The sequence below is a fragment of the Kineobactrum sediminis genome (genome assembly GCF_002868715.1).
Taxonomy (GTDB): domain Bacteria; phylum Pseudomonadota; class Gammaproteobacteria; order Pseudomonadales; family Halieaceae; genus Kineobactrum; species Kineobactrum sediminis.
Map to the genome: position 1 here is coordinate 51,525 of NZ_PKLZ01000011.1, position 22,458 is coordinate 73,982.

The following is a 22,458-nucleotide window of genomic DNA, read 5'->3' on the forward strand; positions in this document are numbered from 1 at the left end:
CAAGCCTGCCGGGATCAGGATGAGCGTCCCCTGACGTTGCCACTTATATCGCCGGCATCATCACGCCAGGTCTGTACGTCACCCGGCTGACTAAGGACGCCGAGATCGACTCTTGAGGAGGTGCTCATACAGTGTGCGCGCGGCGTCCAGAGCAACACCGGCGGCGAGGTTGCGGAAGGTTGAACACCGGCAAGGAACTGCGTGGACGTGGTCAGGTAGCCAGAGTCAAAACACATTGGCGAGGGACTGCCATGACGAGTATCCAGCAATATACAGGCAGTAGAAAGGGCGCATACCTCCAAATCGAAAGACAACACGAACGCGCTGATGCTCGATTCATAATCAGAGTCTGTTCCGACCTCAACTGCGGGCGCAATCACGCCACCAGCAAGCTGCAAGGCCGGTCCTACTGCTACCGCATGAGTGCCTTTTAGCCTGGAAACCATCGCCAGCACCGCGCCGGGAGAAGCCACCGTGATGCCCGCCATTACCAGTAATACCGGTCCGGCGGGTCGTGAGGAAATCCAACAACAAATTGCCCCGGACAGACTCGCCGGGCGCTCATGTAGCGTTTCCAGCCGCAAACGGAGACCGTCGGGCGTATCCTCTACGACAGATTTGCAAGTCAGGCGAATATCGGCTTCATCACTACCATAGACCAGGCACGACAGCTCACCGCCCGGCTTGTCGAAAGCCAGAGTGTTGTAGATCACCTGGTCCGGATGGGGCTCGGGCCGGGCACTGCTGCCCAGGCGCAACAGATGGTCCCGAAGCACAGCACGGCCTCTCTTTACGGCCAGGCCAAGGTTGCCAAGGGAAACTGAACCCTCCACAACGCGCCAGTGATACAACAGCTCCGGAATATGCAGAATTTCACTGCGCCCGAGCGACTCGACCGCCCTCAGGACATAATCATAGTCCTGGCTGCCATCGCACTCTGGCGCCATACCACCCAGGCGGGCGACGAGATTCGCGCTGTATACGCTCAGGTGATTGAGGTAGTTATGTGACAGGAGCAGAGCATGATTCCAGGCTGGCTTGAAGTAGGGATCCGCCCTGGCGCCAGTAGCGGTAATCCGGTCCGAGTTGGTGTAGATCAACCCAGCTTCCGGGTTGCTCCGAACCGCCAGACAAATATAGAGCAGTGCATGCCTCGCGAGTCGATCATCATGGTCCAGGAGAGCAACAAAGTCGCCCGCAGCGTCAGACAGCCCCACATTAGTTGCCCCTGCAATGCCATGGTTCTCGGGCAGAAACCTGACTCTGACTCGTGGATCAGCCGCCGACATCTGCATCAGCAGTTCACCAACGCCAGAATCGGGTGACGAGCCATCATCAATCAGGCATAGCTCCCAACGTGGGTAACTCTGCTGCACTACAGACGCAATACACTCCCGCAACCATGCCAGCGGCGTGTTGCAGACAGGCACCACCACGGATAGCAGCGGATCCGTATCGGCGAGCAGAAAGTCCCGAAAAACATCCTCATGGCGGAGTTTTTCAGCCTCCAGGTACCGAAGGAAAGTGTCGCACTTGTCCGGTGCGTCTCCGGAGTTTATGGAAGCAGTCATGCTCAGCCAGTCTTCATTAACAATCTGGTAGCCTGGTTGGGCATGGTGCCGTAATAAACAATATCCTTCTGGCAAACCGCAAAGGGCTTGCCGCGAATTTTCTCATACTGAACCAGGTACTCGGACCAGCTCTGGCGCTGCATTTCCGGGGTGGCATTGGTAGTCACTCCGCCGTGCAACTGGTGAAATGTAGCCTCGCCCAGCAATTGAACAACATCAGCTTGCGCAGACTCCGACAATCTCAGGCACAGATCCGGCAGCAGTGCACCTCCCCCGGGAAGGTCAAAGCATTCATCACAGCCGCCAACGGCGGTGAACAGGTTTTTTCTGAAGAACAGGCAGTTACTTTCGAACATCCTGACGAACCAGTACAGTTTGGGTCGTGTCGCGGGGTCTTCGTACAGGCGGTAGGGTACACCGATCTCAAACAACCGATAACCGTCGCGCCGCCAGTCCGCCCGGCTCAACAGGTCTTCCTCCACAGCCGGAGTGTAGCCTTCCTGCAGGGTCCGTGGCTGGGGGCCGGGCCCCAGATAGAACTGCGCGGTAAACACCACCGGTTGCGCCCGTGCGCGAAACATGTCCAGGGCAGATGCCAGAACTCCCGGGGTCAGGATATGTGCGCCATCGACCATAAGGCCTATGACTTCACCCCTCGCCTGGCTGATGGCCTGGTTAATGGCCAGCGCCGGTGACGGCGGCGGCGTGGTCAGCCTGATATAGCGGACATTGGGAGCGACACCGATAACATCCGCCTCCTCAAGGGGAGCATCAGAGCCATTGTCGACCACAATGATTTCGTAATCATCGACATCAATCCGCGACTGATAATCGGCGGTCAACGAATACAGTGAGTTCATCGCCACCCGATTCATGTTGTAGAAAACGATTACTACCGACAGCTTCATTTTATGGGCCTGCTGCGCCGGTGAATCTTGGCATGCTCCGTGGGAACATGTCCCAGATAATGGATGTTCTTGTCGGTTACCGTGGAGTCCGCACCCCGGATTACGCGATACTGATCGTGATAACGCTCTACCTTGGCGTCGCGATCTTCAGGCGTCACATTGGTCGTAATGCCGCCATGCAACTGGTGGAAGCTGCCCTCACCCACCAACTGCACCGGGGTTATCCCCTCAATTTTTGCGGCTTCCGCGTAAAGATCAATATTCAAAAAGCCACCGCCCGGAAAGTCGAAACGTTCATCGGCTCTTCCCATCGTGTTAAAATCCTCTTTGGCGAGAAACAGGCAGTTGGTCTCGAACATCTTGCTGAGCCAGGTAATTTTCGGTTGCCTGCCCTGTAACGCCGCACCGATTTCAAACAAGCGATAACCGTCCCGGGGCCAGTCAATTGAGGCGAGCAACCGGTCCTCTTCCCGCTTGCTGTAGCCTTCCAGGATGGTCTCATTCTGGGAGCCCGGACCAAGGTAAAAATAGCGTGTAAGTACCACACATTGCCCGAATGCCCTGAATGCTGACATGGCAAGACTGAGTACTCCGGGGGTCAGGATGTGCGCACCATCAATCATGAAGCAGAGAATATCGCCCCGTGCCTGGACGCTGGCAAAGTTCAGCGCAAACGCTGGCGAGGGTTTACCCTCTTCCAGGTAGAAGTAGCGAAAATTTGGCCCGAATGACTCCACCATTTCCCGGTCCACCGGGTCAGGCGATTTATTGTCAATTACCAGCACCTCATAATCTTCCTCCGCGATGCCTTGCTGATAGTTGGCAGTCAGGCTTTGCAATGTACGGGGAATCTCGCGTTGCATATTGTACGCGATGACAATCACGGACAGTTTCATGCCAGCCCCCCCTCAACCACAGACCCTGCCGCCTGTTCCGCTTCCAACAGACGAATGTGGTCTTCAGCCTGATTGAGGCGCCGGTTAATGGCCTGCATCATAATCCCATCTACGCACCGCAGATGTTCGGCCTGTTGCAGCAAGCCCAGAGTATGCGCAGGAAGATCAAATTTGCCCAACTCGGCGAACAGGGCTGCATTGGCAGCTACCGTTGAACTCGGCGCAAGCACGCCAATACCGTAATAGGTGGGCAAGTGCCTGAATACCCATGCCTCACGGGAGTCGGCTATATAATCCTCCACCGCGGTCATCACGCCGTTGCGCGGGCCGCCCTCTTGCACTGCGTTGCACAGATCCGCATTCATGCCACCGGCCTCGACCAGCTCGTTCCGGTTTGGCAGGATTCCGCGCCTTGCAAACGGCTGCCGAAATGCAGCAGGTATCACGTCGGGATTATAGTAAAGATCCCGGCGGCCGTAGGGCCAGCCCAGGTCGTGGATAAAGATGAGCGGCTGGTCGGCGCCATGTTGCCTGTGTAGTTCCTCCAGTTGTTGCAGCTCATGGTAGACCGTATACCAATTGTGGTCCCCATCCAGCAGCACTACGTCAACCGGCGTCAAACCCGGCAAAACATTGAGGCTCAGGTCCCCGTGGAAGGAAAATCGGGAGCCATATTGTGACGACAACACCGCTGGATCGAACTCCGGACTGGGATCTATACAGTGGAGATGACCGTTGCGTTTATCCACGTACTTGGCCAGCGTTGTAGTGCTGCTGCCATATTCTGCACCAATTTCCAGTAACTTTGTCGCTCCAACAGCCTCGCAGATCGGCATGAGCAAGTGTTTCCAGAGTTTTATCATTTGTTTTTCGTTCCTTCAGCAAAGTGACAACTACCCGCGAGCAAGTGCTCAATGGTACGGCCTGGTGGCGAATTGTCAGGGGCCTCGTGATAAATCATTTCATTGTACAAAAGCGGCCGTGACAGGCGACCCCGAAAACGGCGTTCGCCCTTGTGATCCTGGCCGAGATAAGTAGGCTCAAGATAGTCGTCCGGCTCGAGGACGGAATCATCCGACAGCTTATGGTCTGCCGTCTGCCCATCGATAAAAAGAGTGGCAGTGTTGAAATTATTGCCGGGGAAACGCGTCGATTGCTTGAAGAATGCCGTCACCGCCACGTTAACGCAGTCTTTTCCCGCAGGCAGTTCACCGCGAAGGCTGAGCCCTCCCATTTCTATGGCCACGGTATTTTCATCAAGGCTGGCAGACCAGGCCCCCTTTTGCAGGGCAAGGACCTGCTCCCCCCTCTCACCGGCTTCCATCGAGGCCGACGTTTGTGTATTTGCCTCCGGATATAAATCGATGGCGAAGGTAAACCCGCCGGATCCGGGTGTACGCTGGAGACTGTGTCCTTGCAGGGTCGCTTTTCCGCGATCATCCAACGGGTGGTAGCTGACTGGCAATTCGCGCGAGGACTGCCGCCATATCACGTACTGCCGGGTCAGCTCTGCCACTATTGCGGGGTATCGGGATGCTACATCTGTATCCCCCGCCGGGTGTATCGCGAGGTCATACAACAGGGGGTGCCCTGTATAGTTCTGGTAAAGTCGCCAGCGTCCATCCGCTGACAGCGCTCCCCAGCTGATATATTTCGGCGTAACGGTTTCCCAGAATAGCGGCCCCACTTCACGCTCCTGTCCTGCCAATAGTAACCGCAAATCCCGACCGTCCAGACCGGCTGGCCTCTCTACCCTTGCGGCAGCCATAATGGTGGGGAAGTAGTCCAGATTAGTGACGGTTCCATGATACACTTGGCCTGCATTCAGCACTCCCGGCCAACGCAGCAGCAAAGGTGTTCGCAGCCCCCCCTCCGTATAGGTCCCTTTGTTTCCGCTGAAGGGTGCGTTGCTTTGCTCCTGTTGCCGTCCCGTGCCACCGTTGTCACTCGCGACAATGAGCAACGTATTGCGGTCCAGGCCAGACTCCCGCAGAGCTTGCATGACGGCTCCGACAGCCATATCGGCGACTTCCACCATAGCCCTGTACTTGCCCTCGGGCGTATCCGGGTAGCGCGCAGCCACGTCGGCAGGTGGCTGCAGAGGGCTATGGGGAGCAAAGGGCCAGTAGTTGAGAAAAAAGGGTTTCGATTCACCCCGGCTGGCACGGATCAGTGCAACCGCCCGGGACTTCAGAATGTCACTCAGATGCCCTTCGTGGCGACTGAAATATTCTTGCTGGTCATACAACCAGGGATTGAAGTAAGTTGGCCGGCGCGGAGTCAGCTCACCTTTCCCGTCCAGACCCTGTAAAAACCACTGGTGCGAGAACCCGAAGAACGAGTCGAAGCCCTGAACCGCAGGCATGGCCAGCGGAGTGGTGTGGCCGAGGTGCCACTTGCCGACATGGTGGGTACTGTAGCCGTTGCCCTGCAATACCTTGGCCAGGGTGGGGACCTCCGGTGAAAGACCGCGATGGTCAGGGCGAAATCCGTGACTGGCAGGCGCGGTACCGGTAAGACTCCCCGCGCGGGACGCGGCACAGGTACTATCGGCGTAGTGGCGGGAAAAATAGACTCCTTCATTGGCCAGTACCGCCAGATTAGGCACGGCGAGCTCCGCTGCACCCGGCAGATTAATGTCACCGTAACCCAGGTCATCCAGCAGGATGAGCACAATGTTGGGTCGCGAGGTCAAATTTTCCGCTGATTCGACGTTTCCCGGATCCCGGCAGGCGGCCAGCACCAAGAGCAGGCATAGAAGCAGGATGCCGGGCCTACCCCGCATGATTACCGCCGCGGCCAGGCAACTGGGGACTGCCCCCGCAATCACGCAACACTTCCGCGTCCTCCCGCATTCAGCGCCCTGAGCGCCGAGTCGTGAAGGAATCTCTGAACAGCAGGGTGGATCGAACCAAGGTAGATCGGGTCAGTCACGGGGCTCGAAAACTCCTCTCCCCGCAAAACGCGATATTGCCTTTTGCTGTTATCAATATAATCATCGCGCATTTTCGGGTCTTTACCACCGGTGGTAACACCGCCGTGAAATTGGTGAAAGCTGCCCTCGCCATGCAGGACCAGGTGTTGTACTCCGGGAAATTCGCACACTCTTTTATACATATCCAGGTTCACCAGGCCCCCGCCCGGCAGATCGAATTGCGGGTCGTAACCGCCAAGCGCCTGCCAGACCCTGACTGGAATGCTGATGCAGTTGCTCTCGCTGTTGGGCAGGAAAAAACCGGGAGCGCTGGAACCGCTGAAGCAGGCGATATCAAACAGACGGTAGCCGTCGTCAGGCCACGCTATGGACGCGAGAAGTTCCCGCTCCACTTCCGCACTGTAGCCGCTGCTTACGGCCTCCTGCTGCAACTCGCTGCCCAGATGGTAACCCGGCACCGCCACTATGGCATTACCAGCCGCACGGTGGCCCATGATGATATGCCGGACGACTCCCGGGGTGAGCATTCTCGCGCCGTCTATCATCACGCAAATGCAGTCACCCTTTGCCTGCTCGGCACCCGCATTGATCGCGCCAACCGGGCTGGGCTCCGGGTCCCGACGCAAAACATAGCGAAAATTGCCCGGCAATGTCTGCAGGAAATCTTCCCGCATCAGCCTGGATGAAGCGTTTTCGACAATAATGACTTCGTACTCATCGCCGCTCACACCGCGCTGATAACCGGGCAGTAATGAACGCACGGTATTTTCCGCCTGCAGCTGCATGTCATAAACCACCACGACAAAGCTGACCAGGGCAGGTTTTTCGAGACCTTGCCGTTTTTTTCCCTTACTGAATAGTCGTGCCAGCATGCGTAACCCGTTTAGAGACTTGCCCGTTTCAGTTTGTAATATAAAAAGCGTATTTTCCAGGGAAGACCATGATGTGAACGTGCGGCGAAGGTTTTTAACTGATTGTCATAGAATCGCTGGGGCGAGGCCACGGGATCAAGATTCAACTGACGCACAACGGTATCCACCCTGGCGTTGAAGACGGTCTCCTCCTGATCAAAACACAGCAGTGGGAACCGCTCCTGGCACCACTCCCTGTACAAAATGCGATTATAGGCATACCACAGTGACAGCGCCTCCTCTCGCGGGATTTGGCTACGATTTTGCAAGGACTCCGCAACCGCTTCGGGGTGCCGGAAGATGCCGACATACTCAAGATCCGGCAGTAGCGATTTCCATCCCCCCAGCACCAACAAGGCGCGCGGATCCTTGAACCCCAGTACGGCACTGGACGCATGGTCCGCCAGCAGTCGGCGACCGGCGGCCAGGTGGCCGGCAGACCAGATGGCACGCTCGGGAGGCTGGTCCCAGGCACCGCCGCTATCCGCCAGAATCCGGTCATGCAGGTCAACAAATGCCTGGTTTTCCCGATTACCCTTCTTGTTGTAGGGGTTCCAGGTATGACACTCACCCAGATCCAGGCCCGCCTCCTGCAGCGAGCCGGTCAGGCAACTGGTACCGCTGCGATGCATGCCCAGTATGGCGATCACCCGCCCGGGTTTTTGATTCATGCCTCGCCCTCACGCCATGGCGCCACCCAGAATAAGAGAAGCATACCGGGTAACGCGATTACGGCACACAATAAAAAGGCCATATTGTCGCCGATCTTGTACAGGAACATAAACCCGACGACCAGGGCAAACAGCCCGATTTCGGTCAGCGAGACACCCTGGTCCCGGAGCCAGGCAGGAACCAGCTGCAACAGGACATACAGCGGCATGCCCGAGGCAAGCCCGGTGAATACGCAAGTCAGTATTCGCTTGTTAAATACCGCCGCATGCCATGGGGCCTTCAATTCCTGGTAATTATTAATCGTAAGACCCTGTGCGCGTGGCTATCTGCGTGAAATGAAGAACCAGATTATCACTATCACCCCCATTAGTAATCCCGACTGCACCGGATACTGGGCCAGTAAGCGTGATGTGCTACCGCGACCTGCCTTCATGGGGGGACAATAAGTCCACCGGGTCGTGCCCTAACTCCGGCCACAAGCCAAGCTCTGCGTGCATAAGCAGGGCGGCTCGCGCTGCGGCTTGCCTCAGTTCCGGCGATTTAAGCTGACGCAGCTCATGTTTCACGATCGCGAGGAATTCGGCAATGACCTTTCTGTCGACGTTCTCAAGCTGCAATTCATCAGCCGCCGGTAGCGGTTCGGAAAACAGCTGTTCCTGCTGCAGAAAAATACGGGCAAGACGGTTATTGTCCCGCTGCCACTGCTTGCGGTAGCGGCCGTACAAGGCACGATTCACGTAAACCGTATTATTGGCGGGCGATTCCGGGCACAAGCGCTGGATAAACGCCACAACCGTATCATTATCCGCCTTGGGAAAACCGGTCCGATTGAAACAACGCTTGATGTAGAGCTGGTTGACCCCCAGGCCCTGGTTGCTCTCAAGCGGTGCCGAACCCAGGGCCGGAATGCCAATCGTTGCACAGAAGTCCTGCACAATATCCCCACCAACCCACTGGGCACGCTCGTAAGGACGAATAATAATGTTTTCAACGCCAAACGCGCTGGACCAAAACTCCATCAGCCGGGAGTAACTATGCCTGAAAATCTGGTGGGTCCCGTAGAACTCATAGGCACTTCGCGACCATTGCCGCGCGCCTTTAACATCCTGGTTATAAAACGAGGCATATAGCTGGTCCTGCCGACGCAGATACACGACGATCTTTACAGTGTGTCCCGCCAGCGCTTGCCGGATATCCCCCAGCATTGCCTCCAGGCCCACGGACTGGCCGAAAAACAGTTCTGAACTCAACACGACCTTATCAAACTTGCCAGCTTTGGCTTCAAGCTCGGTTTGCAGGCGTGCCCAGGCTTTCCCGCGTGGAAAATCCCCGTACCAGAAATCCGGCAGGTGCCCGGACTGATGCTTTCCAATCAGGTCCGCAACCAGTATGTGGTGGGCATCGCCGTGACGGCACTCGCGAGGGTACAGAACGCCCCGAGAGCCCAACTTGCGCTTGTGCCTGGCAAACACCGCCTGCAGGCTGGAAGTTGCGGTTTTAGGAGAACCAATGTGAAGATAAACCGTTGCCATTAAATAGTCCGTCAGGCTGATCAAGAATTATGCAGGATTTACCGGGTGATGCAGAGAGGACATTGCCATTAGCGCACGATGTCGTGCATGGGTCGCGCCGAGAAGCGACGCTTTATGGCCTGTTGCAGCCCGAACGGGACCAGTGCGACCAACCTGGCCACCAGAGGCCTGCGACTGAAACGCCAGATTCTGCCGAGCCAGCGTTCCGAGCTAGTGAGTTCATGCCCGGCGCCACGAAAATTCTCCCGCAGACCGGCCATCACAGTGGCACTGACAACCCCGCTGATAACCGCTACACCACGCAGATACTCATCCGCATAGAAATCATGCATTTCATCGGTGGTGTCAACCGCGGCGAGGCCTGGTTTCTGGTCCATGCCGTGGGCAGCGACATCCTGCCAGAACAGCTGCCATTCCCGCACCGACCTGTCCCAGGGACACACCACACTCAAGACCCGGCCGGCGACCCGCTCAACGAAAGCGCCTATATCCGGCACGACAACCGGCAGGCCCAGCCGTAGCGCCAGGCTCAGGGTATAACTGTATGTTTCCGGCCACAGTGCCGGAAACCATACTACATCGGGCGCGATTGTCTTGATCAGGTCTTTGGCCTGTGCGCTGTCGTAAGGCCCATGAGTGATAATGCCCTTGCCCAAGGCCCGGTAAGCATAGCCCAACAAATGCATTTCAACAGGTGACCCGGCCAGTGCGGCGGCGACCTCTTCCAGGATGTCGGCTCCTTTCTCCCGACTGATGGCGCCCACCACCAGAATCCTCAGCGGTCGCGAGTTATCGTGGTGCCACTGGGGTTGCGGATAAGGTTGCGCCGCCAGGTAATCGGGATGCCAGCAAATAACGGGCTGGGCCACGGTAAAGTACCGCTGAAACCTGCGCGCGCAATCAGTTGAGGGAAAGATGACCCGCCGCGCCCTGCTGACCAGTGGCCTTTGATTTAACCGCCATTGCTGCGCCGAAATGCCATCGGGTAGAGGATAATGTCCGGCGCAGCGCTGATCAAATTCCGGACTACTCTCGGCAACAAACCTGGCTTCGGCATCGGTCAGTGTCGGGTTGCCATTGACCAGATAATAATCGTGGATTGTGAGGTCGTAATCGCAATCCAGCGCCCCCGCGACCGCCCATATCCGCGGGTGCAGCCCCAATGTGTGATGAAAGTGTACATGACCAACACCCAGCTCCCGCAATAGCGCAACCAGCTTGTCAAACTCGCTGTCGACGTCAAAATACAGTCCATCTCTCAGCCGTCTACCCTGATCGAATATACCGAGCGTTACCGATTGCCCATCCTGCTCGGGGACCAACTGCAGAAACAGGGCGTCAGCGGCATAAAGTTTGGCCAGCTCATTCAGGTGTTCCTGTACGCCACCACCCAGCTTGTGCGATATGAACAACACCTTGGGCCGATGTTGGGCTGCAAACAAGCCCAGCAATACGGGTATCCGGACCTCCCGTGCGGGGTCCTGGACAACAAATGACCCGATGGTGGCGTGATAATGTGGGTAGCGCTGGTCGAGCAATTCCATTGCCCTGGCCACCCGCGGGGTCTGCTCCTGCGCAAAGCTGACGCCGCCTTTGTGATAGACAAAACAGTTGCCCAGATGAAGGTTACGCCAGCCCGCCTGTTCCGCACGCTGGCACCAGTCATTTTCCTCCCCGTAACCGCGACCGAAAGTATCTTCGTCAAAATAACCGATGTCATCGAGGCAATCCCGGCGCAGGTACATACAGCATCCGATACCGGTCGGTATGGAAAACACATCCTCTACTGAAAAATGGGTCGCGAAGTGGCTGTCCAGTTGTGCCACATCCAGGTCAAACAGCAAATTATTGTCTTTGCAGAAATCGGGAAAGCTGCAAATGGTGGCGTTGTTGGCGAAGGGTGTAAGGCTGGCCACTCTCTGGTGATGGTAGGCAGCCTCCCGTAGCCGGAACAGCCAGTCGTTGGCGACCTCGACGTCACTGTTCAACAATACCGCATCATTGTTGGAGTCATAGCGCAGGCCGCGATTGGCGGTAGCGACAAAACCGAGGTTGTGTTCGTTCTCCAGCAGCACCAGCTGAGGGTTATCAGCAGCATAATTTCGCAACAAGGTCGTAATGTGCGGATCTGGCGAGGCATCGTTGATCACCACAAGCCTGGCCCAGGCACTATCCACCGTTGCCAGTGCCGTCTCGATACAGCGACGGGTTTCCTCCAGGCCGTTATAGACCGGAATGATGACATCAACGTTGCGCATGAATACTCCGGAGCCGGCGCAGTATCGGGCCAATAAGGGGGAGTTTGTAAATGTCCTCCAGGTGTTGTTCGAGCTGTGTGATTTGGGCATCCTTGCGGGCAACGATGTCCGTTAAACGGTGATCAAACTCGATTATTTCGCGATCCCGCCTGGCAATTACCTCAAGCGCCTCGCTGTGCTCTGACCCTATTGCAGCAAGACGTCGATCAAATTCCATGATCTGGCCGTCACGTAACGCTATGGTCTCCAACGCCAGATCGTGCGCCGCACCGGCTTCAAGCAGGCGCCTGTCAAACTCCACAATCTGGGCATCACGCTCGGCGATGATTGCCAATGCGCCGCTATGGGCTTCACCGAGTTCGGTGAGTTTGCTGCCCCGTGCCACAAACACCACGGCCAGTTCTGAGAGCAGCGTCGTGGAGGAATATTGTGTTTCTATTTCGGCTTCGAGGTCTGGCAGTGACTCGGGAGCAATCACTGCCGTGGCAAGCAAGCCGCGCGTGTCTCCGGCACTGTCATGATGACGCAGATCATTGCGTACGGCGGTCGCCAGTGCCGCATGGTTAATCACCAGCGGCACGCTTTCCGCCAAACGCTGCATCACCGGCACAGGCGCGGTTGCCAGGTCGGCATATGACACCTGAAGCTCGGCGGATGGAAGCCCGCTTGCCAACGCCTGTCGATAAGCGAGATCCAGGCGCAAACCATATCCGAGAGGGAAGCCGTCGCGCCGAGACAGTGACTGTGCCACCTCCAGCGGAGGCCGGAAAGCTGTGCAGACTCGCGGCGTGATCCCGTGCGTTGCGCACACATCAAGCCATAGCGGCAGGGTCAGGCAAAAACGGGGGTCTTTGACCACCTGCACCCCCCCATCTCCGAAACCACGCTGTAATACGACCGCCGCCTGCTCGGCAAACCGTTCGATAGCGGCGACTGGCCAGTCTCCGGACACAGCTTTTTCACCGGGTGCGTACCAACTGCTCCCTACGGAGGCGAGAAGTGCTTCGTTAAGGGCCACGACCTCGGCATCTTCCCAGAAACCCTCTTCATTAACACCCGCCATTGGCGCCAGCAAATTATCGCCAAAGCTGGCGCCACAGGCTTGCAGCGCCGCGCACAGCGCCGACGTGCCGGAGCGATGCATGCCGACAATGAAGAGCAGGTCGTGTTGATCAGGCAGGGCCATTCACTGGGTCCGATAGTCAGCCCGATGTCATGGCAACGGGCAATCCACAAACCGTTATTGTAGCCAACCATGGATCAAAAAGGACTGTTTACGGGTGGATAACTTGCCGTTTCCCTCCGTCGCGACCCTCAGGCAACCTCAAACAACCCCGCAGCACCCATACCACCGCCAATACACATGGTAATAACCACATATTTCACCCCGCGGCGACGGCCTTCAATCAGCGCGTGGCCCACCATGCGGGCACCACTCATGCCAAAGGGATGACCGATGGCAATCGCGCCACCGTTAACGTTGAGCCGGTCGTTATCAATACCCAGCTTGTCGCGGCAGTACAACACCTGGCAGGCAAAGGCCTCGTTCAGCTCCCAGAGACCGATATCGTCGATCTTGAGACTGTGGCGAGCCAGCAATTTCGGAATCGCAAACACCGGGCCAATGCCCATTTCCTCCGCCGCACAACCGGCTACCGCCAGGCCGCGGTAGATACCCAGTGGCTCCAGGCCCCGCTGGCTGGCAAGCTTGCCATCCATGAGCACACAGGCGGAGGCGCCATCAGACAGCTGCGAGGCGTTGCCCGCGGTAATAAAACGCCCCTCTTTCACAAACTGGCCGTCCTTGAATACGGGCTGCAAGGATTGCAGGCCTTCCAGGGTGGTGCCGGGCCGATTACCTTCATCCTTGTCCAGGGTAAGCTGCTGGTGACTGGTCTCTTTTGTCTCTTTGTTGAATACCGCCATGGTAGTGCTCATTGGCACAATTTCATCATTGAACGCGCCCGCTTCCTGGGCCGCGGCGGTGCGCATCTGGCTCTGGAAGGAATATTCATCCTGGGCATCCCGGGAGATGCCATAGCGGTCAGCGACGATCTCTGCGGTCTCCATCATCTGTATGTAGGCTTTGGGGGACTGCTCCAGAACTGCCTGGGATACGTTGCGGTAGCTGTTCTTGTGCTTGTTCTGGACCAGCGAGATGGATTCAAGGCCGCCGGCCACGGCAACGTCGTATTCATTACAGATGATGGACTTGGCCGCCGTGGCGATAGTCATCAATCCGGAGGAACACTGGCGGTCCATGGTCATGCCGGCGGTCGTCTCGGGCAGGCCACCGGCCACGGCACAGAGCCGGCCCAGGTTATAGGCCTGGGTACCCTGCTGGGCGGCAGCGCCCATCACCACGTCATCTACCATTGCGGGGTCGATACCCGCGCGCGACACCGCGGCGCGCACAACGTGCCCACCCATTGCCGGGGCCTCGGTGTCATTAAAGGCGCCGCGGAAAGCCTTGCCAATAGGGGTTCTTGCAGTGCTGACGATGACCGCGTCTCTCATTACTTTCTCCTGTTTACCATTAATTTTAGCGAAACAGAGGGTCAGGCCCGCTGACTCGAGCAGGACACAATCTCCCCGGTCATATACCCCGAGTAATCCGACGCCAGGAACATCATAACGTTGGCAACCTCCCATACTTCCGCGGCGCGCCCGAAGGCTTCCTTCGCCGCCAATTCTTCCAACAGCTCCATCGGCGTGGTTTTCTTCAAAAACTCGTGAAAAGCAATAGAGGGCGACACCGCATTGATACGCACGCCATGATCGGCCGCCTCAAGCGCAGAACAACGGGTCAATGCCATCACACCCGCCTTGGCAGCAGCGTAGTGGGATTGCTCCTTTTGCGCGCGCCAGCCCAGTACCGAGGCATTATTGACAATGACGCCGGCGCCCCTTGGCTGCATTTTCCGGAGCATGGCGCGGGTCATGCGCATGGTGCCGGTGAGGGTAATATCGAGTACCCGGGACCATTCGTCATCGGGCATCTCCACCAGCAAACGGGTGCCCCCGAGGCCGGCATTGTTGATGAGGATATCAACACCCGACATCTGCTCCTCCGCATGATCAATCAGCGCCTGCACCTCCTCTTCAACAGTGACATTCGCCAGCTTGCCGTATATCGCGTCAAGGCCGGTGTCTGCCTTGAGTTGTGCCACCGCCTTGCCAAGGCGGCCTTCGTGAATATCGCTGATCATTACTGCCCGGGCGCCCTCTTCCGCCGCTCGGGTCGCCGCGGCAAAACCGATACCGGCACCCGCGGCAGCGGTAATGAGTACGGACTTGCCCGCCAGCAGATTGTGTCCGCCGACATAGGGTGGTGGTTCTTTCAGGGCCATCTTTATATCTCCTGTTAACCGCGCGGCTCTCTGGGCATTCCCAGTGCCCGCTCGGCGATAATGTTGCGCTGGATCTGGTTGGTGCCGCCATAAATCGTATCGGCGCGGGTAAACAGGTACAGCGATTGCAGCCGGTTCAGTTCATAGGGCGCGGCGCTGATGATTTCGCTCTCTGCCCCCAGCACGTCCATGGCCAGCTTGCCAAGGTTGCGGTGCCAGGTTGCCCAATAGAGCTTGTAGATCATCGCCTCCTTCTGCAGGCTACCGTCGTCGCCGCCACCGGAGAGCATGCGCATGCTGTTAAAACGCATGATGCGCAGGCCGATATGTGCTTCGGCGATACGCTGGCGCAGGGCCGGATTCCGAGCGGCACCGTTGGCGCGGGCAATCCGGATAATTTCATCAAGCTCGTTCTGGAACAGCATCTGCTGCCCCAGGGTAGATACGCCCCGCTCAAAGCCGAGCAGCCCCATTCCCACTTTCCAGCCGTCGCCCGGCTCGCCGACAATGTCATCCGCGCTACAGACCGCATCGTCGAAAAAAACTTCATTGAATTCGCTGGTGCCGGTGAGTTGCTCGATAGGCCGAACCGTAACGCCGGGCTGGGCCATCGCGACCAGGAAAACCCCCAGACCCTTGTGGCCGACGGAAGTCGGATCGGTGCGAGCAATCACAAAGCAATATTCTGATTCGTGGGCCAGGGAGGTCCACACTTTCTGGCCGCTGATGTACCACTGCTGAGAAGTCTCATCAAAGCGGGCCCGGGTCTTGACGTTGGCCAAATCGGATCCGGCAGCGGGTTCGGAATAGCCCTGGCACCAGAATTGTTTGCCGGCGCGAATGCCGGGCAGGTAGTGCTCGCGCTGGAGGTCGGTGCCGAAGGCGATCAGGGTCGGTCCCATCAGGGTCTCGCCAATATGACCCATGCGTCCCGGCCCACCGGCGCGGGCATATTCCTCGTTGAAAATAACCTGTTGCTCAATGCTTGCGCCGCGACCACCGAATGCCGTGGGCCAGCCGAGCCCGGTCCAGCCACCCGAGGCCAGTTCCTGCTCCCAGGCTTTTCGCTCCTCGACAAAGCTGTGCTCGTCACCGGGGCCGCCACGACCCCGGATAGCCTCAAACTCACCACAGAGATGGTTCGCCAGCCAGTCGGCGACCTCATCGCGGAATGCCTCGTCCTGCGCGTTGAAACTCAGTTTCATACGGATTCTCCATCAAGCAACTGCCGCGCCAGCCGGTCCCGGTGCCAGGCGGCATTGCCCAGCAGGGTTTCGGTAGACTTGGCGCGCTTGAAATACAGCTGGATATCGTACTCGGCCGTAATACCGACACCACCGTGCAACTGGATACCGCAACCGGCATTGAAAAAAGCGGCGTCCGAGCAGTAGGCCTTGGCGATACTGGCGGCCTCGGCCAGCTCTGCGCCCCGGGGGTTTCCCGCCAGCGCTTCGTCAGCGATGCAGGCGGCATAATACAGTGCCGAACGGGCGGCCTCTGCGCGAAGCATCATGTCCGCCGCCTTGTGCTTGATCGCCTGATACGATGCAATGGTACGGCCGAATTGCACACGTTCAGAGGTATAGGCCACGGAGGAGTCCAGTGCCTGCTGGGCAACCCCTACCTGCTCGGCGGCAACCGCAATCGTCGCCAGGTCCAGCACTTTGGCCAGGGCAGGCCAGGCATTAGCTTCCTCGCCCAGCAAGGCGGATGCATCCAGGCGCACGTTGTCAAAAAACAGTGCGGCCTGCTTGCGGGTCTGGTCCATGGTCGGCAGCCACTCCCGCCGCACACCCTCTGTTTCTGCCGGCAACACGAACAGGCTGATGCCGGCCTCGCCGGAAGTCCCGGGCGCACGCGCGGCAACCAGCAGCAGTTCAGCGCTGTGGCCGTCGGTCACATAGCGGTATTCACCATTGAGGCAGTAACCCTGTTCCTCCGTGGTGAACGTGGCCTGAACGGCGTCGGCATCACACTCGCTGCCCGGCCCCATGAACGCCAGGGTCGCTGTTTTACCCGCCACAACTTCCGGTAGATAGCGCTGCTTCTGTGATTCACTACCGGCCACCAACAGGGTATTGACTGCAAATCCGACAGTCGCCAGAAACGGTGAACAGAGCAGATAGCGGCCCATCTGTTCCTGCATCGCTGCAAGTTCTACATAACCCAGGCCCATACCCCCATATTCCTCCGGGATATGCAGCGCCGGCCACATCATGTCTTCGCTGATACGCTTCCACAGCGCCTCGTCATAACCACGCTCGGTGACCATGGCACCGCGCACCGCGGCAGGCGTGGACACTTCCGCAAGAAAGGCCTGCGCAGTGTCACGGATCATCTCTTGTTCTTCAGTAAAGCGGAATTCCATGGCCAGTGCCTCAGCTGCCGTAGACTTTTTGCGCGGGAACTTCGTACTCGAGTAACTGCGCTACAACCCCGGCCACTTCCGCGGGCTCCCAGCGTGCGCCCTTGTCCACGGGCTTGGTCGAGCGCCAGCCATCGGCAATGGAGATTTTCCCACCCTCGGCCTCAAATACCCGGCCGGTGATCGCGGCGGACTGGGCCGACACCAGGTAGGCCACCAGGGACGATACATTCTCCGGCGCCCAGTAATCAAAACTGTCATCTTCGGGCTTGGCCATACGCGTAGCCATGGATTCCACTGCGGTGGTCATACCGGTGCGGGCAGCGGGTGCCACCGCATTGGCGGTAATCCCATAGCGCCCCAGCTCAGCCGCCTGATTCAGGGTGAGTGCGATGATACCGGCTTTGGCAGCGGCGTAATTGGACTGGCCGATCGAGCCCTGCAAGCCCGCACCAGACGTGGTGTTGATGATGCGCGCATCCACAGGCTTACCTTCCTTGGACTGGCCGCGCCAGTAATGCACCGCGTGGGAACTGATGCAAAAATGGCCCTTCAGGTGTACCGCCATCACCGCATCCCAGTCCGCTTCGGTCATTGAAGCGAACATGCGATCGCGATTGATGCCCGCGTTGTTTACTACCGCGTGCAGGTCACCAAAACTGTCGAGGGCCTGCCTGACCGCATTCAGGCTGTCATCGTAGTCAGTAATATTGGAGGTGTTAACCACCGCTTCGCCACCGGCAGCCTGAATCTCGTCCACCACTGCCTGCGCGGCCGCCTCATTGATATCATTGACCACCACCCTGGCGCCTTCGCTGGCCAGAACCCGTGCATGGGCGGCACCGAGACCGCCACCGGCGCCAGTGATGATGACAACACGTCCTTCACAAATTCCGCTCATGTTACAACCTCTCAATAATTGTCACGTTGGCCTGGCCCCCGCCTTCGCACATGGTCTGCAGGCCATAGCGACCGCCTGTACGCTCGAGTTCGTGCAACAGCGTGGTCATCAGTTTGGTGCCGGTGGCACCCAGTGGATGCCCCAGTGCGATGGCGCCACCGTTAACATTGGTTCTGGCGTGGTCGTACCCGGTTTCCGCAAGCCAGGCCATGGGCACCGACGCAAAGGCCTCGTTGATTTCAACCAGGTCGATATCGGCCAGTGACATTCCCGCCCGCTTGAGGGCATAGGCCGTAGCCGGAATTGGGGCGGTCAACATCCAGATCGGGTCCGCGGCACGCACACTCATGTGCGCGATACGCGCCCTGGGCGTCAGGTTGTAGCGCTTCAGTGCCGCTTCCGACACGATAAGCATCGCAGAGGATGCATCACAGGTCTGGCTGGAAACCGCGGCTGTAATGCTGCCGCCTTCCTGCAGAACCTGTAACTCGCTCATTTTTGCCATGGTGGTCTGGCGCGGGGTCTCGTCCATAGCCACGCCATTGAGCGGCGCGATCTCGCGGTCGAATCGGCCCTGCGCGATCGCGGCAAGTGCGCGGTTGTGGGATTCCAGTGCAAAAGCTTCCATCTGCTCGCGAGACAGGCCCCATTTGTCGGCGATCATCTGCGCGGAATTGAACTGCGAGACCGGCACATTGCCGTAGCGCTTCACCCACCCTTCACTACCGGAGAATGGATCGGAAAAACCCATGGGCTGCGCCGCCAGCATGGCGGAGGAAATGGGGATCTGGGTCATGGTCTGGACACCGCCGGCGATGACGACATCATTCACCCCCGCCATGATTGCCTGCGCGGCAAAATGCACCGCCTGCTGTGAGGAACCGCACTGGCGATCCACTGTGGTACCGGGCACTTCATCGGAAAGCCCGGCCGCCAGCCAGGCTGTGCGGGCAATGTCTCCCGCCAGGGGACCGATGGTGTCGACGCAACCGAAGATCACGTCGTCATACTCGTTGTCGGGTATACCGTTGCGCGCTACCAGGGTCTGGAGCACATGGGCGCCCAGGTCGGCGCCGTGTACATCCGCCAAGCCACCCTTGCGTTTGCCGGTGGGGCTGCGCACTGCATCAACAATATAGGCATGTGCCATTGTGGAATTCCTCATTTGATCTATTGAAAGGTGGCGCCGGCGCCCAGCACGGCATCGTCGGCAAAAATATGCCCGGCTACCTGCTGCTTGTGAAAGCCGGCATCGCCCCAGGTATTGGCCAGGGCCCAGGCTTTTTTCATAAAGATGTGCAGGTCGACTTCCCAGGTATAGCCCATGGCGCCATGCACCTGGATGCTATTCTTTGCCGCCAGGCCGGCAGCCTCGCAGGCCATCAGCTTGGCCTGGGATACAGCCTGGCCGGCGCCGGCGGCATCCTCTGCCACCGCATAAGCCGCACGGTGAACCGGCGCCTTCGCGTACTCGAGACGCACCGCAACATTGGCCAGGTGATGTTTTACTGCCTGGAAGGAACCAATGGGCTTGCCGAACTGCTGACGGTCGCTGGTATAAAGCACGGACATGTCTACCATGCGCTGGGCCAGGCCCAGTGCCTGCGCGGCGCAGCCAAGGGCACCGCGATTCAGGGTGGCAAGCCGCAGGCGCCGGGCCTGGTCACCGCTGGCAACGGGCTGTACGGCGTCGTTCACTGTCACCGTGAACAAACGCCGGGAGGGATCGACAGAGGCATTGTGCTGGAGGCTGAATTCGCCCTGGGTCAGCGCATACCACTGCCCTGCCCGCTCCAGTAACAGCAGGTCTGCCACATGGGCATCTTCCACCAACAGGTTCTGCTCCAGCGCGGCGATAATACGTGCCTCACCGGTTGCCGCCTTCGGTAGCCAGGCCTCGGCCAGGGCGCCACCCAGATCCTGCAGTAAAGGCACGCCGGCCAGGGCGTGATTGACCAGTGGTTCGGCCAGGGCCACATAACCGCACTCTTGTGCCAGCAGCACAAAATCCAGGGCGTTCATGCCCAGGCCACCGTGCTCTTCCGGCACTGTCAGGCCCGCCAGCCCCAGCTCCGCCAATTGCGTCCACAGGGCCGGATCGCGACCGGTATCCGTGTCCCAGGCCGCGCGCAGGCGCTCGGGGGTGATTTCATTGCCCAGGAACTCGCGCACCGACTCCTGGAACAACAGCTGGTCTTCGTTAAATGTAAAATCCATGATTACCTCGGCATACCCAGCATTCGCTCGGCGATGATGTTGCGCTGGATTTCATTGGTGCCGGCATAAATGGGCCCGGACTGGGAAAACAGGAATCCGTCCAGCCAGCTGCCCACACCCTGCGCCGCCGGCGCGTGGGGCAACAGTTCAGCACGGGCGCCAAGAATGCTCATGGCGGTGGCGTGCATGTTCTGGTCCAGCTCGGACCAGAAGATCTTGTTGGTGGAGGATTCAGCGCCGATCTTGCCGCCCTGGGTGAGCCGACAGGCGGTTTGGTAGGTGCTCAGGCAATAGCTCTCCGCATCCAGGTAGGCGCGGATAACGGCCTCTTTCACTGCCGGATCAGCGCTCGCAGTAGTCTCATTGGCCCGGTACAGCTCTATCAGCCGGCGCGCCGTCTCCTGGAATCGTGCCGGCGAGCGCAGCATCAGGCCTCGCTCGAAACCGGCGGTCGCCATCGCCACGGCCCAGCCTGCCCCTTCATCACCAAGGCGGTTGCTGACATCTACCTCGACATTATCAAAGAAGATTTCAGCAAAACCGGGTAGCCCATCCAGTTGCGGAATGGGCCGCACAGTAATGCCCGGGCTGTTCAGCGGCACCAGGATGAAAGTCAGGCCCCGGTGACGCTCGGACTCGGGGTCGGTGCGAAACATGCCAAACAACCAGTCTGCCCACACAGCCCGGGTAGACCAGGTTTTCTGGCCATTGATAATGTATTTATCGCCCTGATGGTCGGCGCGGGAACGAATGGCCGCCATATCGGAACCGGCGTTGGGTTCCGACCAGCCCTGGGCCCAGATATCGCGACCCTCGGCCATGGCCGGGAGAAAGCGTGCCCTCTGCTCTTCGGTGCCATACTCCATGAGTGTGGGGCCGAGCAGGAAAATACCATTCTGGTTAACCCGCTGTGGTGCTCGTGCGCGGTAGTATTCCTCCTCGAAAATCAGCCATTCGATCAGGTCGCAGCCGCGTCCGCCGAGAGCTTCGGGCCAGGTCACCATGCCCCAGCGGCCCTGGTTGAGAATCACCTCCCAATCGCGGTGCTGCTGGAAACCCTCGGCAGTATCAAAAGACGCCAGTGGTTGTGCCGGCACATGGCCCGCGAGCCACTCTCGCACCTCCAGACGAAATGCCTGTTGTTGCGCGGTATATTGCAGATTCATTGCCTAATCCTGCTCTCGGAAAGTGACATCACGTTTTTGCACAAAGGCATCGCGTGACTCCTGGGAATCATCCATGGTGTAGGCTTCCAGGGTAAAACCCTGCTCCCAGCGGTACTTGTCTTCCAGGTTGCCATCCTCGATACCGTTGAGAGCCTCCTTGGCCAGCTTCACCATGGCCGGTGACTTTTCCGCAATCTTCGCGGCGATGTCACGGGCTGTGGGCAGGAGCTCATCCCTGGGAACCACTTTTTCGACCGCGCCCAGCCGATAAGCCTCGGCCGCGTCGATAAATTCACCGGTAAAGTACATGTAACGCACTTTCTGCACCGGAAACATCCGTTGCAGGTGGGCGCCGCCGCCCATCGCGCCGCGATCGATTTCAGGCACCCCGAAACGGGCACAATCGGACGCCACCAGGATATCCGCAGCACCCGCCATGCCAATGCCGCCGCCAAGCACGAAGCCGTGCAACGCAATGATTACCGGTTTCGGGTTAAGGTGGATGGCGCGAAAGGTTTCATAATTACCCTTGTTTACCCCGACAATACGATTGGGCTCCGCCGCCAGCTCCTTGATATCGACACCGGCGCAAAAACCCTTGCCGGCAGCGGCAATAATGATCACCCGTACCTCGGGATTGATACCCAGGGCATCAATCTCACCGGCAATGGCGTACCAACCGGCGGTATTGAAGGCATTGACCGGCGGCTTATCCAGGATCATTTCGGCAATGCCGTTATTAACTGTCGTTACAAATGGCTGGGACATGGGCAGGA

20 protein-coding genes are annotated in these 22,458 nt (G+C 58.5%); all 20 read right to left on the reverse strand.

Annotated elements, in window-relative coordinates:
* Positions 1–14 precede the first annotated feature (14 nt).
* Positions 15–1,571: a glycosyltransferase family 2 protein gene (locus CWI75_RS14335; RefSeq protein ID WP_101522208.1), complete on the reverse strand. Its 1,557-nt coding sequence runs from the start codon at positions 1,569–1,571 to the stop codon at positions 15–17.
* A gap of 2 nt (positions 1,572–1,573) precedes the next feature.
* The gene (locus CWI75_RS14340; RefSeq protein WP_101522209.1) at positions 1,574–2,479 is read right to left on the reverse strand and encodes a glycosyltransferase family 2 protein; all 906 of its coding nucleotides are present in this window, start codon (positions 2,477–2,479) and stop codon (positions 1,574–1,576) included.
* Positions 2,476–3,375, reverse strand: a complete 900-nt coding sequence (locus tag CWI75_RS14345) for a glycosyltransferase family 2 protein (RefSeq protein WP_101522210.1) — start codon at positions 3,373–3,375, stop codon at positions 2,476–2,478. Before CWI75_RS14345 ends, CWI75_RS14340 begins: the two co-directional genes overlap by 4 nt.
* Complete coding sequence (locus CWI75_RS14350) at positions 3,372–4,238, reverse strand: class I SAM-dependent methyltransferase (RefSeq protein ID WP_206604742.1); 867 nt, start codon at positions 4,236–4,238, stop codon at positions 3,372–3,374. The genes CWI75_RS14345 and CWI75_RS14350 overlap by 4 nt, the downstream gene beginning before the upstream one ends.
* Positions 4,235–6,205 carry a sulfatase-like hydrolase/transferase gene (locus tag CWI75_RS14355; RefSeq protein ID WP_101522211.1) on the reverse strand — a complete coding sequence of 657 codons (1,971 nt, stop codon included), beginning with the start codon at positions 6,203–6,205 and terminating at the stop codon, positions 4,235–4,237. The genes CWI75_RS14350 and CWI75_RS14355 overlap by 4 nt, the downstream gene beginning before the upstream one ends.
* Positions 6,202–7,182 carry a glycosyltransferase family 2 protein gene (locus CWI75_RS14360; RefSeq protein WP_101522212.1) on the reverse strand — a complete coding sequence of 327 codons (981 nt, stop codon included), beginning with the start codon at positions 7,180–7,182 and terminating at the stop codon, positions 6,202–6,204. Before CWI75_RS14360 ends, CWI75_RS14355 begins: the two co-directional genes overlap by 4 nt.
* 11 nt (positions 7,183–7,193) lie before the next feature.
* Positions 7,194–7,892 carry a sulfotransferase family protein gene (locus CWI75_RS14365; RefSeq protein ID WP_101522213.1) on the reverse strand — a complete coding sequence of 233 codons (699 nt, stop codon included), beginning with the start codon at positions 7,890–7,892 and terminating at the stop codon, positions 7,194–7,196.
* Positions 7,889–8,176, reverse strand: coding sequence for a hypothetical protein (locus CWI75_RS18725; protein ID WP_241521237.1), 288 nt, complete (start codon positions 8,174–8,176; stop codon positions 7,889–7,891). Before CWI75_RS18725 ends, CWI75_RS14365 begins: the two co-directional genes overlap by 4 nt.
* Positions 8,177–8,306: 130 nt before the next feature.
* Complete coding sequence (locus CWI75_RS14375) at positions 8,307–9,425, reverse strand: hypothetical protein (protein WP_101522214.1); 1,119 nt, start codon at positions 9,423–9,425, stop codon at positions 8,307–8,309.
* A gap of 68 nt (positions 9,426–9,493) precedes the next feature.
* The gene (locus tag CWI75_RS14380) at positions 9,494–11,683 is read right to left on the reverse strand and encodes a glycosyltransferase (protein WP_162300097.1); all 2,190 of its coding nucleotides are present in this window, start codon (positions 11,681–11,683) and stop codon (positions 9,494–9,496) included.
* Positions 11,670–12,869, reverse strand: a complete 1,200-nt coding sequence (locus CWI75_RS14385) for a sulfotransferase family protein (protein WP_101522216.1) — start codon at positions 12,867–12,869, stop codon at positions 11,670–11,672. Before CWI75_RS14385 ends, CWI75_RS14380 begins: the two co-directional genes overlap by 14 nt.
* A gap of 128 nt (positions 12,870–12,997) precedes the next feature.
* Positions 12,998–14,200 carry an acetyl-CoA C-acyltransferase gene (locus CWI75_RS14390; protein ID WP_101522217.1) on the reverse strand — a complete coding sequence of 401 codons (1,203 nt, stop codon included), beginning with the start codon at positions 14,198–14,200 and terminating at the stop codon, positions 12,998–13,000.
* Positions 14,201–14,241: 41 nt separating this feature from the next.
* Complete coding sequence (locus tag CWI75_RS14395; protein ID WP_101522218.1) at positions 14,242–15,033, reverse strand: SDR family oxidoreductase; 792 nt, start codon at positions 15,031–15,033, stop codon at positions 14,242–14,244.
* Between the two features lie 14 nt (positions 15,034–15,047).
* A complete protein-coding gene (locus CWI75_RS14400) occupies positions 15,048–16,238 on the reverse strand; it encodes an acyl-CoA dehydrogenase family protein (RefSeq protein ID WP_101522219.1) in 1,191 nt (396 codons plus the stop codon).
* Positions 16,235–17,401: an acyl-CoA dehydrogenase family protein gene (locus tag CWI75_RS14405; protein ID WP_101522220.1), complete on the reverse strand. Its 1,167-nt coding sequence runs from the start codon at positions 17,399–17,401 to the stop codon at positions 16,235–16,237. Before CWI75_RS14405 ends, CWI75_RS14400 begins: the two co-directional genes overlap by 4 nt.
* A 10-nt stretch (positions 17,402–17,411) precedes the next feature.
* Entirely contained in the window at positions 17,412–18,299 is an 888-nt protein-coding gene (locus CWI75_RS14410) for an SDR family oxidoreductase (protein WP_101522221.1), read from the reverse strand.
* Position 18,300: 1 nt separating this feature from the next.
* A complete protein-coding gene (locus CWI75_RS14415; protein ID WP_101522222.1) occupies positions 18,301–19,449 on the reverse strand; it encodes an acetyl-CoA C-acetyltransferase in 1,149 nt (382 codons plus the stop codon).
* A gap of 20 nt (positions 19,450–19,469) precedes the next feature.
* The gene (locus CWI75_RS14420) at positions 19,470–20,516 is read right to left on the reverse strand and encodes an acyl-CoA dehydrogenase family protein (protein ID WP_101522223.1); all 1,047 of its coding nucleotides are present in this window, start codon (positions 20,514–20,516) and stop codon (positions 19,470–19,472) included.
* A 2-nt stretch (positions 20,517–20,518) separates the two neighbouring features.
* Positions 20,519–21,682, reverse strand: coding sequence for an acyl-CoA dehydrogenase family protein (locus tag CWI75_RS14425; protein WP_101522224.1), 1,164 nt, complete (start codon positions 21,680–21,682; stop codon positions 20,519–20,521).
* A gap of 3 nt (positions 21,683–21,685) precedes the next feature.
* Positions 21,686–22,450, reverse strand: coding sequence for an enoyl-CoA hydratase family protein (locus tag CWI75_RS14430; RefSeq protein ID WP_101522225.1), 765 nt, complete (start codon positions 22,448–22,450; stop codon positions 21,686–21,688).
* Positions 22,451–22,458 lie beyond the last annotated feature (8 nt).